Source organism: Cognatilysobacter segetis (assembly GCF_004359965.1).
Classification (GTDB): Bacteria; Pseudomonadota; Gammaproteobacteria; order Xanthomonadales; family Xanthomonadaceae; genus Cognatilysobacter; species Cognatilysobacter segetis.
Genome location: NZ_SMRQ01000063.1, coordinates 1 through 16,220 on the forward strand (window position 1 = coordinate 1; position 16,220 = coordinate 16,220).

Below are 16,220 nucleotides of genomic sequence, written 5' to 3' on the forward strand. Positions count from 1 at the left end.
CCGTCGTCGCGGCGGCCGCCGCGGTCGGCGGAAGGGCGGCGGGCGGCCCATCGCTCGGCGTGGAGGCCGCCGCGGGGTCGGGCGTCCTGGTGGCCGGTTCGACCGCGGGAGTCGCGCCGATGCGCCCGGCCGGCAGTTCGACCGCCACCGTGCGCGTCATCGGCGGGTAGCAGATGCCGTCGGTCTGGCAGCCCTGGAAGCGCGCGGTGAGCTGCAGGGTCCGCGCCGCGGTGGCGGTGCGGGTAACCGGCAGGCTGAGGTCGACCGGATCGAAGTACACGGCCACGTCGCCGAAGTGCTCGTCGCGGTGCCCGCGCGCTGGCGGCCAGCGGGGTGAGCCCAGCGCGAAGCCGGCCTTCCGCGCGGCGGCATCGAGGGCGAACGTCGTGCGATCGCGGTAGAGGTAGTAGCCGGGCGCGGGCGAGAACCGCAGCAGCACGGTGTTGCCGTCGCCGGCGATCGCCTCGAACCGGAACGCCTCGGCCTCCGGCAGCGGGGCGGCGTCGACCAGGCCGGCGGTGCCGCGGGCGCGTCCGAACGGCGATGGGGGGGCGATGACGTCGCTGGCAGCGGCCTCCGGCGCGGGCAGATCGACGCTCAGGCGCCGCGTCTGCGGCGGGTAACAGACGCCCGCGTCGGCGCAGCCCTGGTACTTGACCGTCAGCACCGTGCGCGCCGCTTTCGCCGTGCCGGGCAGCGTCGCGACCAGCGCGCCGCGGTAGGTTTCGACGTCGCCGAAGAATTCGTCGCGGTGCGCGTCGCCCCGGGGCATGCGCAGCGGCTCTGCGTCGAAGCCGGCATCGGCCTGCACCGACGTGCGATGGCGATAGAGGTAGTAGCCCTTCGCGATCGTCCAGCGCACCTCGATCGCGCCGTCCGTGTAGCGCGCGCTGGGCACGAACACCTGGTCGACGGGCGGCAGCTGGTCGGGGGTGATCGCGGCGGCGGCCGGTGCCAGCGCAGCAAGAAGGAGGGCGGCGATCGGCCGCGCGAGGCGGCGCAGTAAGTCAGGCATCGTCACGGCTCTGGGCGATGACCCAGTCGAGATAGGCGGGCGTGCCGTCGCGCGCGTCGAGCGCGAGCAGTTCGGGCACGTCGTGGGGGTGCAGCTCCGGTACGCGGCGGAATACGTCAGGGATGCGGTCGGCCGCCGTCTTGATCAGCAGCAGCGTCTCGGTCGCGTTCTCGACCCGGCCGTCCCAGCGGTAGGTGGCGCCGACGCCGGGCACCCGCTGCACGCAGGCGGCAAGGCGTTCCTCGACCAGCGCGGTCGCGATGCGCGTCGCGGTCGCGTCGTCCGGGCAGGTGCATTGGATGACGACGGCGCGCATCCGCGCATTGTAGCGGCCGCAGCGGCGCGGCCCGGCGGCGCTCAGTCGTCGCGCCGGCTCGCGCGCGAACGCCCCGTGCGCATGGCCGCCATCTGCTCCATCAGCTCGACCAGCGGCGCCTGGCTGCGCGGGGCGAGGGTGCGGAACGCGGCCAGCATGCGCAGCTCGAGCGGCTCGTCGACCATCGTGGCGTCGACCGCCGACACGCCGTCGAGCGTTTCGTCCGGCGACAGGCCCATGCGCCCGCGCCCGGTGGCCAGCCATTCGAACTGCACGGCGGTCACCGTGGCCACGCGGCGCAGGTTGGCCATGCTCGGGCTCTTGCCCTGCACGGCTTCCCAGTGGCTGACGGCACTGCGTTGCACCCCCACGGCCTCGGCGAGGGCGGCCTGCGACAGGCCCGCATGGCGTCGCGCGAGGCGGATGCGCTGCTGTGGATTCATCGAAAGTGACGCTCCCCGTCACATGATGCGCGGCAGGAACCCGACTCTACCGCGTTTCACCTCGCTACCGATATCGTCGCAAGGATGTGCGCTTCAGGTCACAGTCTCGGCTGAAGACCGACTTAAACCCGGCAATGAATACGATTTCATAAATGGCCGTTTTCCATCCGCTACCGGAATCGGACATTGCGGTGTCCCGGTAGCCACTGGCGAGGGTGACGTGGCCCGCCCACAATCGCCGCACATCGACATGGACGGTCGATGGGACATGGGGTCAGGTTCCTACGGAGGCGCGCCGGATTGCGCGAGCTTGGATGGCCGTCCGTGGGACCAGGGAGCGCGTTTCTTCGGGACGCGCTCTTTTTTTGCGTTCGCGATCCGCGATCGCCGCGCGGGCCTCGGGCACCGATTTTCGTGAACGCCCCTTGAAAGCGCTCCGGCGCATCCCATATCCCGCCCCGTCCGCGATGCGGGCGGGTCGTCGCGCAGGTTTGGCACTCTCTGCCGGCGACTGCTAAAATTTCCCGTCTTTCGCCGTAATTTCAACCACTTACAAGCTCAGCCGGAGGTTCGTGCATGAACATCAAGCCGCTCTACGACCGCGTGGTCATCAAGCGCATGGAAGAAGAAAAGGTTTCGGCCGGCGGGATCGTGATCCCGGACTCGGCCACCGAGAAGCCGATCAAGGGTGAAGTCGTCGCCGTCGGCGAGGGCAAGGCCTTCGACAACGGCAACGTGCGCGCGCCCAAGGTCAAGGTCGGCGACAAGGTGCTCTTCGGCAAGTACAGCGGCACGGAAGTGAAGCTGGACGGCACCGAGTACCTGGTGGTGAAGGAAGACGACATCTTCGCGGTGCTCGGCTGATCGCGGCCTTCCGTCCCACGCACTCCCTTTCGAACCACATTAGCTAGAGGTCACAACAATGGCTGCCAAGGAAATCCGTTTCGGTGAGGACGCGCGCGCCAAGATGCTGCGCGGCGTCAACGTGCTCGCCAATGCCGTCAAGGCCACGCTCGGCCCGAAGGGCCGCAACGTCGTGCTCGAGAAGAGCTTCGGCGCCCCGACGATCACCAAGGACGGCGTGTCCGTCGCCAAGGAGATCGAGCTCGCCGACAAGTTCGAGAACATGGGCGCGCAGATGGTGAAGGAGGTCGCGTCCAAGACCTCCGACAACGCCGGTGACGGCACCACCACCGCGACCGTGCTGGCGCAGGCGCTGATCCGCGAGGGCATGAAGGCGGTCGCCGCCGGCATGAACCCGATGGACCTCAAGCGCGGCATCGACAAGGCGGTCACCGCTGCCGTCGCCGAGCTGAAGAACATCTCCAAGCCGTCGTCGACGAGCAAGGAAATCGCGCAGGTCGGTTCGATCTCGGCCAACAGCGACACCAACATCGGCGACCTCATCGCGCAGGCGATGGACAAGGTCGGCAAGGAAGGCGTGATCACCGTCGAGGACGGTTCGGGCCTGGAGAACGAACTCGACGTCGTCGAGGGCATGCAGTTCGACCGCGGCTACCTCTCGCCGTACTTCATCAACAACCAGCAGTCGATGCAGGCCGAGCTGGACGACCCGTTCATCCTGCTGCACGACAAGAAGATCTCGAACGTACGCGACCTGCTGCCCGTCCTCGAGGGCGTGGCCAAGGCCGGCAAGCCGCTGCTGATCATCGCCGAGGAAGTCGAGGGCGAAGCGCTGGCGACGCTCGTCGTCAACACGCTGCGCGGCATCGTCAAGGTGTGCGCGGTCAAGGCGCCGGGCTTCGGTGATCGTCGCAAGGCGATGCTGGAAGACATGGCGATCCTCACCGGCGGCACCGTGATCTCCGAGGAAGTCGGCCTGCAGCTCGAGAAGGCGACGATCAAGGATCTCGGCCGCGCGAAGAAGGTGCAGGTCTCGAAGGAGAACACCACCATCATCGACGGCGCCGGCGACACCGCCGCCATCGAAGGCCGCATCAAGCAGATCAAGGCGCAGATCGAGGAGACCTCCTCGGACTACGACCGCGAGAAGCTGCAGGAGCGCGTGGCGAAGCTCGCCGGCGGCGTGGCGGTGATCAAGGTCGGTGCGTCGACCGAGATCGAGATGAAGGAGAAGAAGGCGCGCGTCGAAGACGCCCTGCACGCCACGCGTGCGGCCGTCGAGGAAGGCATCGTGCCGGGCGGTGGCGTTGCGCTGCTGCGCGCCAAGGCCGCGATCCGCGACCTCAAGGGTGCGAACGAGGACCAGAACCACGGCATCGCGATCGCGCTGCGTGCGATGGAAGCCCCGCTGCGCGAGATCGTGACCAACGCCGGCGAAGAGCCGTCGGTCATCCTCAACAAGGTGATCGAGGGCAACGGCAGCTTCGGCTACAACGCCGCCACCGGCGAGTACGTCGACATGCTCGAGGCCGGCATCCTGGATCCGACCAAGGTCACGCGCACCGCGCTGCAGAACGCCGCGTCGATCGCCGGCCTGATGATCACGACCGAAGCGATGGTCGGTGAGCTGCCGAAGAAGGAAGAGCCCGCGATGGGCGGCGGCGGCGGCATGGGTGGCATGGGCGGCATGGATTTCTGATCCCGCCGCGACAGGTCGCCCGGCACCAGCCCGGTAGCCCGTCACCGCAGTACGAAAAGCCCCGCTTCGGCGGGGCTTTTTCTTTGGCAATTCGGCCGGGGGCGGCGGGCGGGGTCGCCAGGCCGGCGCCGTCGTCCGGGGCCCGGCCGGTCACGAACCTGTCCAACCGTTCGTCGTACCGCGGCGAAAGCGTGACCTGAGTCGCGTTTCGTGAAGCTAGGCTAAATGCCGACGCCCGCCTTGGCCGACCACCGGGGGGCGTCGCGTTCCGGTCCCGTGGCTCCACTCCCCCATAGCCGAGGTATGCCGTGAAGAAGTCCTCCATGATCGCGATCTCCCTTCTCGCCAGCGCCTGCCTCGCGGCCGTCGCCGACGATGCGTTCGAAGTGAATTGGGTCCAGCCCGAATCGCCCGCGCCCGCGCCCGACCCGGACGCGGGACCGGTCGACGAGACCCCGCAGCGCTGGTTCGTCGAGCTGTCCAACGCCCCGCTGGGCGACAACGGCTCCACCGCCGCGCTGCAGACCGAGAAGCAGACGTTCCGCGCCGCCGCCCGCAACGCGGGCCTTCGCTACATCGAGAACTACGCGTTCGACAACCTCTTCAACGGCTTTTCCGTCACCGTGTCGCGCGCGCAGCTGGGCACGCTGGCGCGCATGCCGGGGGTCAAGGCGATCTACCCGGTCGAGACCATCGCGCCGCCCGAGCCGCTGCCCGGCGGCGGCGCCCCCGAGCTCTACACCGCGCTGGCCATGACCGGCGCGGACGTCGCGCAGAACAGCCTCGGTCTCGACGGCCGCGGCGTGCGCGTCGCGGTGATGGACACCGGCATCGATATCGACCATCCCGCGTTCGGCGGCGGCGGCGTCAACGGCGCCACCGCGTTCCCGAGCGCGCGCGTGGCGACGGGCTACGACTTCGTCGGCGACGCGTTCAACGCCGATGCCACGTCGCCCTCCTACAACCCGGTCCCGACGCCCGATGCGCGCCCCGACGACTGCGCGGGGCACGGCACGCACGTCGCCGGCATCATCGGCGCCGACGGCGCGCTCAAGGGCGTCGCGCCCAAGGTGACGTTCGGCGCGTACCGCGTGTTCGGCTGCGAGGGCTCCACCACCGCCGACATCATGCTGGCCGCGATGGAACGGGCGTTGTCCGATCGCATGCAGGTGCTCAACATGAGCATCGGCGCGGCCTACCAGTGGCCGGAGTATCCGACCGCGAAGGCCGCGTCGCGCCTGGTGAACAAGGGCGTGGTCGTGGTCGCCTCCGCCGGCAACAGCGGCGCGACGGGCATGTATTCGCTGGGCGCGCCGAGCGTGGGCGACAAGGTGATCAGCGTCGCCTCGTTCGACAACACCGCGGTGCGCCTGCCGGCCTTCTCGGTGTCGCCGGACGACCGCAAGGTCGGCTTCTCCGCCGCCACCAGCGCACCGCCGCCGCCGTCGTCCGGCACCGCCGTGCTGGCGCGGACCGGCACGACGGCGTCCACCGCCGATGCCTGCTCGGCATTGCCAGCCAACAGCCTCGCCGGCAAGGCCGCGCTGATCCGCCGCGGCACCTGCTCGTTCTACATCAAGGCCGCCAACGCGCAGGCCGCGGGCGCGGCGGCGGTCGTGCTCTACAACAACGCGGCGGGCTTCATAACGCCAACGGTGGCCGGTACGCCGTCGATCAACATCCCGGTGGTCGCGATCAGCATGGACGACGGCGCGCTGCTCGACGGCCGCATCGCCGCCGGACCGACGCAGCTCACCTGGGGGCCGTTCCAGGCCTCGGTGCCGAACCCGACCGGCGGCCTGATCTCGTCGTTCTCGTCTTGGGGCCTGTCGCCCGACCTGCAGCTCAAGCCGGAGATCGGCGCGCCGGGCGGGTCGATCTACTCGACGATCCCGCTGGAACTCGGGGGCTACGGCTCGATGAGCGGCACCTCGATGGCCTCGCCGCACGTGGCCGGCGCGGTGGCGCTGCTGCTGCAGGCGGCGCCGCGCACCGCCGCCGGTGCCGTGCGCACGATCCTCGAGAACAGCGCGCAGCCCAAGCTCTGGTCCGGCAACCCCGGGCTCGGGTTCCTGGAGCCGGTGCAGCGCCAGGGCAGCGGCATGCTGCGCATCGACAACGCGGTGCTGTCCACCACGCGCATCGAGCCCGCCAACCTGTCGCTCGGCGAGAGCCAGGCGGGCCCGCAGACCCGCACGCTCGTGCTCGACAACCGCGGTCGCCGCGCGGTGACGTACACGCTGTCGTCGGTCAACGGGCTGACCACCGGGCCGTCGACGTACACGCCGTCGTTCTTCAGCAACGGCGCGTCGGTGGCGTTCTCGCGCTCGACCATCACCGTACCGCCGTCCACCGCGCTCGGCGTCGCCGTGACGGTCACCCCGCCGCCCACGCTCGCGTCCACGGCAGGCGGCCTGTACGGCGGCTTCGTGGTGGCCACGCCCGACGACGGCAGCCCGGTGCTGCGCGTGCCCTTCGCGGGTTACATCGGCGATTACCAGGCGCGGCAGGTGCTGGTGCCGACCGCGTTCGGCTTCCCGTGGCTGGCCAAGCTCAGCGGCGCCAACTACGTGAACCAGCCCTCGGGCGCGACGTACACGATGACCGGCAACGACGTGCCGTTCTTCCTCATCCACTTCGAGCACCAGTCGCAGAAGGTACGCATGACGGTGCGCGACGCGGACAGCGGGAAGTCGTGGCATCGCGCGCTGCAGACCGAGTGGATGGGCCGCAACTCGACGCCGACCGGCTTCTTCGCGTTCACCTGGGACGGAACGACGGTCGCGGGCAACAAGACCTACACCGTGCCGAACGGGCGCTACACCGTCGAGCTCGAGGTGCTCAAGGCCCTCGGCGACGCGGAAAACCCGGCGCATTGGGAGACGTGGACGTCGCCGGTGATCACCGTCAACCGTTGAGCCGCGCACTGCCGGCCACGGAAGGCCGGCTGAACCGTATAGCTTTTGCTGCGCTGCAGCGTGCATTCCCCATCACGTCTCTTTAACAGTAGACGTGCACCCGACGTGGGGGAGGGAGCAAGGGCCCGCTGGCGGCAACGCCAGCGGGCTTTTTTTCGTCCCGGACGCAGTGCGGCCGCATGCCAGAATCCGCGCATGCCTTCCCTCGCCGCGGCCCCCGGAGCCGTCGAAACGCTCGTCGAACGCGCGCTGCAGCGCCTGCAGGCCCCGCCGAACGCGTGCGACCGCCTGGTGCCCGTCGCCCGCGCCAGCGACTTCGCGATCGACGCGCTCGCCCGCGATCCCGACCTGCTGGCGCGGCTGCTCGCCGACGACGGCGCGGCGGACATCCCGGAGCCCGTGCTGTCCCCCGACGCGCCCGCCGACTGGGCGCGCGCCTTGCGACGCTACCGCGCGGCGGGCTCGACGCGGCTGGTCTGGCGCGACGTGCACGGCCTCGACGACGTCGAGACGACGCTGGCGGGCAGCACGCGTCTCGCCGAGCGCTGCCTTGCACTGGCCCTGGGCGCGATCGAAGCGCAGTTCGTCGCGCGCCATGGCGTGGTCCGCGATGCCGACGGGCACGCGCAGCGGCTGGTGGTGTTCGGGCTGGGCAAGCTCGGCGGCGGCGAGCTCAACTTCAGTTCCGACATCGACCTCGTCTACGCCTACGAGCAGGGCGGGGTCTCCGACGGCGCGCGCGCGCTCGACGCCGAGGCCTACTTCGCGCGCCTCGGCCAGCAGCTGGCCAAGCTGCTCGACGAGGTCACCGCCGACGGCTTCTCGCATCGCGTCGACCTGCGCCTGCGCCCGTTCGGCACCGCGGGCCGCCTGGCCTGGTCGGTCCCGGCGCTGGAGCAGTATTTCCAGCGCGAGGGCCGCGACTGGGAGCGCTACGCCTGGCAGAAGGCGCGCCCCGTCGCCGGCGACATCGCCGCGGGCGAGCGCTTGCTCGACGCGCTGCGTCCCTTCGTCTACCGGCGCTACCTCGACTTCGGCGCGCTCGACGGCCTGCGCGCGATGAAGGCGTCGATCGCCGCCGAAGTCGCGCGGCGCGACCGCGTCGACGACATCAAGCGCGGGCCGGGCGGCATCCGCGAGATCGAGTTCCTCGCGCAGGCGCTGCAGCTGATCCGCGGCGGCCGCGAGCCCGCGCTGCGCGAGCGGCGCCTGCTGCCGGCCCTGCGCGCGCTGGTGGCGGCCGGCCATGTCGACGCCGCGACCGGCGACATGCTCGCGCGGCACTACCTCACCCTGCGGCGCGTCGAGAACCGCCTGCAGATGCTGCGCGATGCGCAGACCCACGCGCTGCCCACCGATCCCGTCGACCGCGAACGCATCGCGCGCGGGCTCGGGCATGCGGGCTGGGACGACTTCCGCGCCGGCCTCGATGCCGTCCGCGGCGCCGTGGCGGCCGAGTTCGCGGCGCTGCTGGCGCCGCGCGAACAGGTCATCGCGCCGGGCGCGCTGGCCGCCTACTGGCACGCGCTACCCGACGGCGGCGATGCGCACAGCCTCGCCGACGCGGGCTTCGCCGATGCCGTGGAGGCCGACGCATTGCTGCGCGACTTCGCGCGCGCGCCGGCCGTGCACGCACTTTCGGACACGACCCGCGCGCGCCTGGACCGCGTGATGCCCGCGCTGCTCGAAGGCGCCGCTCGCTCGCGCGAACCGATGCTCGCGATGCGCCGGCTGCTCGCGCTGGTCGCCAACATCCTGCGGCGCAGCGCCTACCTCGCACTGCTCGACGAACAGCCGCAGGCGCTCGCGCGGCTGGTCGACGTGGTCGCCAACAGCGCATTGCTCGCCGAGCGGCTCGCCGCCTATCCGCTGCTGCTCGACGAGCTGCTCGACGCGCGCGTGGCCGGCCCGCTGCCGGGGCGCGCGGCGGTGCACGACGCCTGCGAGGCGGCAGTCGCCGGCATCGACGACACCGAGCAGGCGCTGCGCGCGCTCAATGAAGTGCGGCAGGCGCTGAGCTTCCGCGTCGCGATGGCGGTGCGGGACCGCCGCGCCTCCGCCGCCGACGCGGCGCGACAACTCGCGTGGCTGGCCGACGCGGGGGTGGCGGCCGTGGTGCGCATCGCCGACGCCGAGGTCGCCTCCGCGAACGGACGCGTGCCGGGGGCGCGCTTCGCGGTGCTCGGCTACGGCAGCCTCGGCGGCGAGGAACTCGGCTTCGGCTCCGACCTCGACCTCGTCTTCCTGTTCGACGCGCCGGCGGACGCCGAATCCGACGGCGCGCGCCCGCTCGACGCGCAGCGCTGGCACGCGCGCCTCGCGCAGAAGGTGGTCGCGCTGCTCGGCACGCCCACGGGCGCCGGCCGCCTCTACGACGTCGACGTACGCCTGCGGCCCGATGGCGCCAAGGGACTGCTGGTCTCGAGCCTGGCGAGCTTCGCCGCGTACCAGCGCGAACGTGCATGGACCTGGGAACACCAGGCACTCGTGCGCGCCCGTTGCATCGACGGCGATGCGAACCTGTGCGGCGACTTCGAGCGGGTGCGTGCCGAGGTGCTCGGCCACGCGCGCGATGCGGCGTCGGTCGGCGAAGACGTTTCGAAGATGCGGCTGCGCATGCGGGCCGAGCTCGATCGCAGCGACGCCGCGCTGTTCGACCTCAAGCAGGGCGAGGGCGGGCTGGTGGATCTGGAATTCGTGTTGCAGGCCGCCGTGCTCGTGCATGCGCATGCACACCCCGGGCTGCTACCGCCGCGCGCGAGCGCGGACCTGATCGAGGCCTGCCGCGAGGCCGGCGTGCTGTCGCCGGGCGATGCCACGCGACTGGCCGACGCGCATGCCGTGCTGCTCGCGCGCGGGCTCGACTGCACGCTGGATCGACGCGCGCGCCGGGTGCCGCGCGAGGACGCGGTCGAGCATGCGCGCGCCGTCGTGCGGGCGATCGCGGCCGACTGCGGGCTCGACTTCGGCGCCGACGCCGCCCGTTAGCGGACCGCCTAGCCGTCGATCCCGAAGCGTTGCCGCAGTTCGGCCGCGACGCGCTGCGTCTCGCGCAGCGGCGGCGCATCGAACGGCGCCAGCGTGGCATCGAGCGGGCGCACGCGACCCGCGCGCAGCAGCGCATCGACGAAGCGCCGCGGCCGACCGCGAAGGCGGCGCTCGCCGGCGACGAAGACGGGCGCGCGCGTCGCGCTCGCTTCGGACACCATGTTCACGGAGTCGGCGGTGCAGACGATGCGGTCGGCCCAGCCCAGCAGTGCCGCGTACGGATTGCGGCCGTCGACCGAGCCCGTCCACACCACGCCGGGCAGCCCGTGCAGGCGCTTTTTCACCCGCGCGACCATCGCGGGCGGCGTGCGTCGCGAGGTCGTGGCGAGCACGCTGCCGCCCTCGCGTTCGATCAGCGCACGCAGATCGCGCACCCAGCGATCGAGCTGGCGCGGCGACAGCGAGAAGTTCGAGGTGGGCCCGCCGATCAGCACCGCGGTGCGGGGTGAGGGCAACTGGCCGAACGCCGCGAACGCCGCACGCGAGGCGCCGAGCCAGGTGTCCTGCACCGGGTTGAGCGAGCCGTCGAGCACGATCACGTTGTCGCCGCGCAGTCGGTCGTGGCGCGGCGCGATCACCGCATCCCAGTGCATGGTGCGGATGCGCGGATCGAGGATCTGCACCGCATGCGCGCCGCGCTCGCGCAGCAGCCGCGTGGCGAGCGCCGACTGCCGGCCACAGCCGATCACCAGCGTGCGCGTGAGGACGGGGTCGGCGAGCAGCTGCGAGAACGCATCGCCGAAGGCCCGTTCGCTGCCGGCGAGGCGGCGCGGAGCGAACCAGCGCCACGGGGCGCGCGCGGCCAGCACCATGTCGCTGGACGGGAGCTTCAGCGCCGCCGCCAGCGCACGCGCCTGCCGCAGGTTGCCGGCATGGCCGTCGGTGAGGGTGACGAGTCGGGTGGGGGAAGAGCGTTGCACGGGTCGGATCGATCCGTTCCGGGGCCAGCCTCGGCCGTTTCGCGGCGTGACTCTACACTGCGCTTCCCCCTTGTCGAGGAAATGCCGATGCCGCAGCCGCTTTCGCAGGAGGCGCTCGACCAGCTGTTCGTCACCGCGCGCACCCACAACCGGTTCACCGGCGAGGTGAGCGACGAGACGCTGCACCGCCTCTACGAGCTGGTGAAGATGGGCCCGACCACTGCGAACACGACGCCCGCGCGCTTCGTCTTCGTGAAGTCGCCCGAAGCCAAGCAGCGCCTGGCGCCGTTCCTCGACGAGGGCAACCGCGCCAAGACGGTCGAAGCGCCGGTCACCGCGATCGTCGCCTACGACATGGCCTTCTACGAGAAGCTGCCGTACCTGTTCCCGCATACGGATGCGAAGGGCTGGTTCGACGGCAAGCCCGAGGCGCACCTCGAAACCGTCGCGCTGCGCAACAGCTCGCTGCAGGGCGCCTACCTGATCCTCGCGGCGCGCGCGCTGGGCCTCGACACCGGCCCGATGTCGGGCTTCGACAACGCGAAGGTCGACGCCGAATTCTTCGCCGGCACCCGCATCCGGTCCAATTTCCTCGTGAACCTGGGCACCGGCGATTTCAGCCAAGTATTCCCGCGTTCTCCCCGCCTGCCGTTCGACGAAGCGGCGCAGATCCTCTAAGCCCTCACCCGGAGCACCTCCATGTTCAAGCGCATCGCCCTTGGTTTCGCGCTCGCCGCCGTCACCGGCGCCGCCTTCGCCGCGCCGCTCACGTACAAGATCGACCCGAGCCACACGCAGGTCACCGCGACGTGGAGCCACTTCGGCTTCTCGCACCCGTTCGCCAACTTCGGCCAGGCCGACGGCGCGATCGTGTACGACGCGCAGAACGTCGGCGCGTCGAAGGTCGACGTGACGCTGCCGCTCGCCGGCCTCGACACCACGATCCCCGACCTCGACAAGCACCTGCGCAGCAGCGACTTCTTCGACGCCGAGAAATACCCGACGATCACCTTCCGCAGCACGAAGGTCGAGGCCGCGGGCGACAAGAAGCTGCGCGTCAGCGGTGACCTCACCGTGCATGGCGTGACCAAGCCGACCGTGCTCGACGTCACGATCAACGGTGCGGGCCCGCATCCGATGACCAAGCGCGAGGCGGTCGGCTTCGATGCCACCACGACGCTCAAGCGCAGCGACTTCGGCGTGGCCGCCTACGTGCCGAACGTGAGCGACGAGATCCAGATCCGCATCACCACCGAGGCGATGGTGCCGAAGGCGGACGGCGCGCCCGCGACGCCGGCGCCGAAGAAGAAGTAAGCCATGATCATCGAGCGCCCGGGCAGCGAGCGGGGCCACGCGACGCACGGCGGCTGGCTCGACAGCCACCACACGTTCTCGTTCGGCCAGTACTACGACCCGCAGTGGATGGGCTTCGGGCCGCTCCGCGTGATCAACGAGGATCGCGTCGCCGGCGGCGGGGGCTTCCCGCCGCACGGCCATGCCAACATGGAAATCCTGTCGATCGTGCTCGACGGCCAGCTCGCGCATAAGGACAGCGCGGGCGGCGGCGGCACGATCGGCCGCGGCGAGGTGCAGTGGATGAGCGCCGGCCACGGCGTGCAGCACAGCGAGTTCAACGGCTCGCCTACCGAACCCGTGCACTTCCTGCAGGTGTGGATCCAACCCGATCGCGTCAACGCGCCGCCGGCCTATGCGCAGCGCGCGCCGCAGCCCGGCGACGATGCCGGCGACTGGGTGCAAATCGCCTCGCCCGACGGCGCCGACGGCAGCCTCGCGATCCGGCAGGACGCGCGGCTGTACCGCATCGCGCTCGCAGCCGGCGCCTCGACGCATCGTGCCCTCGACAGCGGTCGCCGCTATTGGCTGCAGGTCGCGCGCGGCACCGTGCTCGCCGCCGACCGCGTGCTCCGCGCCGGCGACGCGCTGGGCTTCGTCGACGAAGGCGAGCCGCTGCACGTCGAGGCCAACGGCCCCGCCGAGCTGCTGCTGTTCGACCTGCCACGCTGACGGGGTCCCGGCGACGCGGCTGGTAGAATCGTCGCCCAGTCCGCATCGCCGCGCCGCCATGACCGAACGCAACGCTTCCGCCCCGCAGACCGCCGAGCCGGCCAATGCCCGCAAGCGCTACACGGTCACGCGCAAGGACCTGCCGCTGAGCTGCCCGCTGCCGGAAATGGCGCTCTGGAACTCGCATCCGCGCGTCTACCTGCCGATCGAGGCCGAGCGCGAATGCCAGTGCCCGTACTGCGGCGCCGAGTTCGTGCTGGAGGACTGAGGCCCGCGGCCCCGAGCCCGGCATGGCCTCGACTCCGAATCCGTCCCGCCGCCTGACCGTCGTCCAGCTGCTGCCCGCGCTGGAATCCGGCGGCGTCGAGCGTTCGACGCTCGAAATCGCGCAGGCGCTGGTCGAGGCCGGCCATCGCGCGATCGTCGTGTCCCGCGGCGGCCGGCTGGTGCGGCGCCTGGAGGCGCTCGGCGCGACGCACGTCGCGCTCGACATCGGTCGCAAGTCGCCGCTCGTGCTCCGCCAGGTCCCGGCGCTGCGACGCGTGATCGGCGGCGCCGACATCGTGCACGCGCGCTCGCGCCTGCCCGCCTGGGTCGGCCTGCTGGCGCTCCGCGGGATCGACGCGCCGCGCCGCCCGCATTTCGTCACCACCGTGCACGGCCTGAACTCGCCCTCCCGCTACAGCGCGGTGATGACGCGCGGCGAGCGGGTGATCTGCGTCTCGCGAACCGTCCGCGACTACGTGATGACGCATTACCCGGCGACCGATGCGTCGACACTTCGGGTGATCCCGCGCGGCATCGACGCGGCCATGTTCCCGCGCGTCGATGCGCATGACGCGGACGCCCGCGCATGGGCCGCGTCGCAGCATCCCGCGCTCGCCGGCGACGGCCCGCTGCTGCTGCTGCCGGGTCGCGGCACGCGCCTGAAGGGCCACGGCGACGGTCTCGCGCTGCTCGCGGCGCTGCGTGCCGACGGCCTCGACGCGCGCCTGTGGCTGCCCGGCGCGCGCGAGCCTGGCCGCGAGGCCTACATCGCCGAGCTCGAGCGCGAGGCCGCGCAGCTCGGCATCGCCGCGGCGGTGGCGTTCACGCCGCCGACCGACGCCATCGCGCGCGCCTACGCGGCGAGCGATCTCGTGCTGCAGCTGTCGCGCAAGCCCGAGGCGTTCGGGCGCACGGTGCTCGAGGCGCTGTCGGTCGGCCGCCCGGTGCTGGGCTGGGCGCATGGCGGCGTGGGCGAGTTGCTCGCCGATTTCCAGCCGGAGGGCGCGGTGGCGCCCTTCGACCCCGAACACCTGCACGCCGCGGCGCGCGCGCTGCTCGCGCGGCCGCCACGGCCGCCGGCTAGCATTCCGCTCACGTTGCAGGCCATGCAGGAGTCGACGCTTGGCGTCTATCACGAACTCGCCGGCTGACGGCGTGCCGCCGACCGGCTGGCGCTGGGCGCCCGCCTGGGTGCTGGCCTACGTCGCCCTGTGGCCCGCGCCCGGCTATGCCGAAGCCGTGCTGGTGATCGGCGCGCTGATCGCGATGTTCATGCTGGTGCGCGCGCGCTTCCGCGGCGGCACGCGCCTGTTGAGCGGCCCGGCCTGGGCGCTGACGAGCGTGATGTTCGCGGCGTACTGGGTGCCGCGCTTCATCTCGGCCTTCGACACGTTCGACCCGCCGCGCGCGCTGCTCGACGCCGCCGCCGACCTGCGCCATCTCCCGTTCCTGTGGCTGGTCGCGGCCTCGGTGGCGAATGCGGAATCGCGGCGTCGCACCTTCGGCGGCCTCGCGGTGATCGTCGCGGTCTGGGTCGTCGATGCGCTGCTGCAGGCGGTCAGCGGCACCAGCCCGCTGTTCGCGATGATCGACCAGGCCAAGCAGGCGATCAGCGGGCGCGGCATGTGCCCCGCCGACGCGGTGGCGCAGCTCGACCGGCTCAGCGGCTTCCTCGGGCCCTGCAACCTCAAGCTGGGGCAGGTCGTCGCCAGTCTCTCGCCGTTCCTGCTGTGGGCGGCGGCCGCGCGCTTCCGTGCCGCGGGCTGGCTCGCGGCGGCCGCGGCCGTCGGCATCGTCATCGTGCTGGCGGGCTCGCGCGCCTCGTGGATCACCTACGGCCTCGTGCTGCTGCTCTCGGGCTGGCGCGTGCTGGGCTGGAAGCGCCTGGCGGGCGTGTTCCTGTTCGGCGCGGTGGCGCTGGCCGTGCTCGCGGTGACGGTGCCGCAGGTGCGCGATCGCATCGAACGCACGACGCGCGCGCTCGCCGGCGACCACCGCGACATCGACAGCGCGCTGTCCGGCCGCGGCCGCATCTGGTCCGCCGCCGCGTGCATGGCGCGCGAGCACCCGGTCAACGGCGTGGGCGTGCGGCGATTCCGCCAGGCGTTTGCCGGCTGCGACCCGGCGCCCGGCCAGCCGGCCGAGTGGGGCGAGGGCCCGGCGCTGCACGCGCACCAGATCGTGCTGGAAATCCTCAGCGAGACCGGCGCGCTCGGCCTGCTGCTGTGGCTCGCCGGTGCCGCGCAGGCCTGGCGCGCCTGGCGCTACGCGGACGATGCGGCGCGGCGGCAGGCACGTCCGGCGATGCTCGCGCTGGTCGTCACCGTGTTCCCGCTCAACACGCACCTCGCGTTCTATTCGACGTTCTGGGGCGGGCTGACGCTGATGCTGTTCGCCCTCTACGCGGGCAGCCTGCTCGCCACCGACCGTCCCGCGACGGAGCCCGCGCCGGCATGACAACGGCGGTCGGCCCGACGTCGGCGGGTGACGTGCCGCGTGGCCCGCGGCACTGGCCGATGCGTGCGGGCGTCGCGCTGCTCACCGCGGCCGCGCGCCTGCCCTGGCCACTGCAGCGCGCGCTCGGGCGCGGCCTCGGCGCGCTCGCCTTCGCCCTCGCGCCTTCGCGCCGCCACGCCGCGCGCGTGAACCTCCGCCTGTGCTTTCCGGAGCTCGACGACGGGGCCCGCGAGCGCCTGCTGCGCGCG

The 16,220-nt window shown here is 71.8% G+C and carries 15 protein-coding genes; 11 read left to right on the forward strand and 4 right to left on the reverse strand.

The window, feature by feature from the left end:
* The 3 genes from E4F61_RS12115 to E4F61_RS12125 form a co-directional block, all read right to left on the reverse strand.
* The coding region (locus E4F61_RS12115; protein ID WP_274380535.1) for a protein-disulfide reductase DsbD domain-containing protein at window positions 1-1,015 on the reverse strand (1,015 nt) is incomplete at its 3' end.
* Window positions 1,008-1,331 carry a divalent-cation tolerance protein CutA gene (gene cutA / locus E4F61_RS12120; RefSeq protein WP_133479910.1) on the reverse strand — a complete coding sequence of 108 codons (324 nt, stop codon included), beginning with the start codon at window positions 1,329-1,331 and terminating at the stop codon, window positions 1,008-1,010. The genes cutA and E4F61_RS12115, both read right to left, overlap by 8 nt.
* A 41-nt stretch (window positions 1,332-1,372) precedes the next feature.
* Window positions 1,373-1,774, reverse strand: a complete 402-nt coding sequence (locus E4F61_RS12125; protein WP_133479911.1) for a helix-turn-helix domain-containing protein — start codon at window positions 1,772-1,774, stop codon at window positions 1,373-1,375.
* A 576-nt stretch (window positions 1,775-2,350) separates the two neighbouring features.
* Between E4F61_RS12125 and groES the strand changes: the two genes are divergently transcribed.
* The 4 genes from groES to glnE all read left to right on the forward strand — a co-directional run bounded on the left by groES (window position 2,351) and on the right by glnE (window position 10,243).
* A complete protein-coding gene (gene groES, locus E4F61_RS12130) occupies window positions 2,351-2,638 on the forward strand; it encodes a co-chaperone GroES (RefSeq protein WP_027083774.1) in 288 nt (95 codons plus the stop codon).
* A 58-nt stretch (window positions 2,639-2,696) separates the two neighbouring features.
* Complete coding sequence (gene groL, locus E4F61_RS12135; RefSeq protein ID WP_133479912.1) at window positions 2,697-4,337, forward strand: chaperonin GroEL; 1,641 nt, start codon at window positions 2,697-2,699, stop codon at window positions 4,335-4,337.
* Window positions 4,338-4,645: 308 nt separating this feature from the next.
* Window positions 4,646-7,255, forward strand: a complete 2,610-nt coding sequence (locus E4F61_RS15005) for a S8 family serine peptidase (protein WP_202908997.1) — start codon at window positions 4,646-4,648, stop codon at window positions 7,253-7,255.
* Between the two features lie 195 nt (window positions 7,256-7,450).
* Window positions 7,451-10,243, forward strand: coding sequence for a bifunctional [glutamate--ammonia ligase]-adenylyl-L-tyrosine phosphorylase/[glutamate--ammonia-ligase] adenylyltransferase (glnE, locus tag E4F61_RS12145; protein ID WP_133479913.1), 2,793 nt, complete (start codon window positions 7,451-7,453; stop codon window positions 10,241-10,243).
* 8 nt (window positions 10,244-10,251) lie between these two features.
* Here the strand turns inward: glnE and E4F61_RS12150 are convergent, their stop codons facing one another.
* On the reverse strand, window positions 10,252-11,223 hold the full coding sequence (locus E4F61_RS12150; RefSeq protein WP_133479914.1) for a mitochondrial fission ELM1 family protein: 972 nt from the start codon (window positions 11,221-11,223) through the stop codon (window positions 10,252-10,254).
* A gap of 87 nt (window positions 11,224-11,310) precedes the next feature.
* On the opposite strand from E4F61_RS12150, the gene E4F61_RS12155 reads away from it, so the two are divergent.
* From E4F61_RS12155 to E4F61_RS12185, 7 genes are all read left to right on the forward strand, one after another.
* Window positions 11,311-11,901 carry a malonic semialdehyde reductase gene (locus E4F61_RS12155; protein WP_133479915.1) on the forward strand — a complete coding sequence of 197 codons (591 nt, stop codon included), beginning with the start codon at window positions 11,311-11,313 and terminating at the stop codon, window positions 11,899-11,901.
* A 21-nt stretch (window positions 11,902-11,922) separates the two neighbouring features.
* Complete coding sequence (locus tag E4F61_RS12160) at window positions 11,923-12,537, forward strand: YceI family protein (protein WP_133479916.1); 615 nt, start codon at window positions 11,923-11,925, stop codon at window positions 12,535-12,537.
* Between the two features lie 3 nt (window positions 12,538-12,540).
* A complete protein-coding gene (locus E4F61_RS12165) occupies window positions 12,541-13,248 on the forward strand; it encodes a pirin family protein (RefSeq protein ID WP_133479917.1) in 708 nt (235 codons plus the stop codon).
* Between the two features lie 58 nt (window positions 13,249-13,306).
* Window positions 13,307-13,516, forward strand: coding sequence for a zinc-finger domain-containing protein (locus E4F61_RS12170; RefSeq protein WP_133479918.1), 210 nt, complete (start codon window positions 13,307-13,309; stop codon window positions 13,514-13,516).
* 22 nt (window positions 13,517-13,538) lie between these two features.
* Complete coding sequence (locus E4F61_RS12175; RefSeq protein WP_133479919.1) at window positions 13,539-14,666, forward strand: glycosyltransferase; 1,128 nt, start codon at window positions 13,539-13,541, stop codon at window positions 14,664-14,666.
* Entirely contained in the window at window positions 14,647-15,972 is a 1,326-nt protein-coding gene (locus E4F61_RS12180; RefSeq protein ID WP_425480154.1) for an O-antigen ligase family protein, read from the forward strand. The genes E4F61_RS12175 and E4F61_RS12180 overlap by 20 nt, the downstream gene beginning before the upstream one ends.
* A partial coding sequence (locus E4F61_RS12185) for an LpxL/LpxP family acyltransferase (RefSeq protein ID WP_484482004.1) occupies window positions 15,969-16,220 on the forward strand: 252 nt, incomplete at its 3' end. The genes E4F61_RS12180 and E4F61_RS12185, both read left to right, overlap by 4 nt.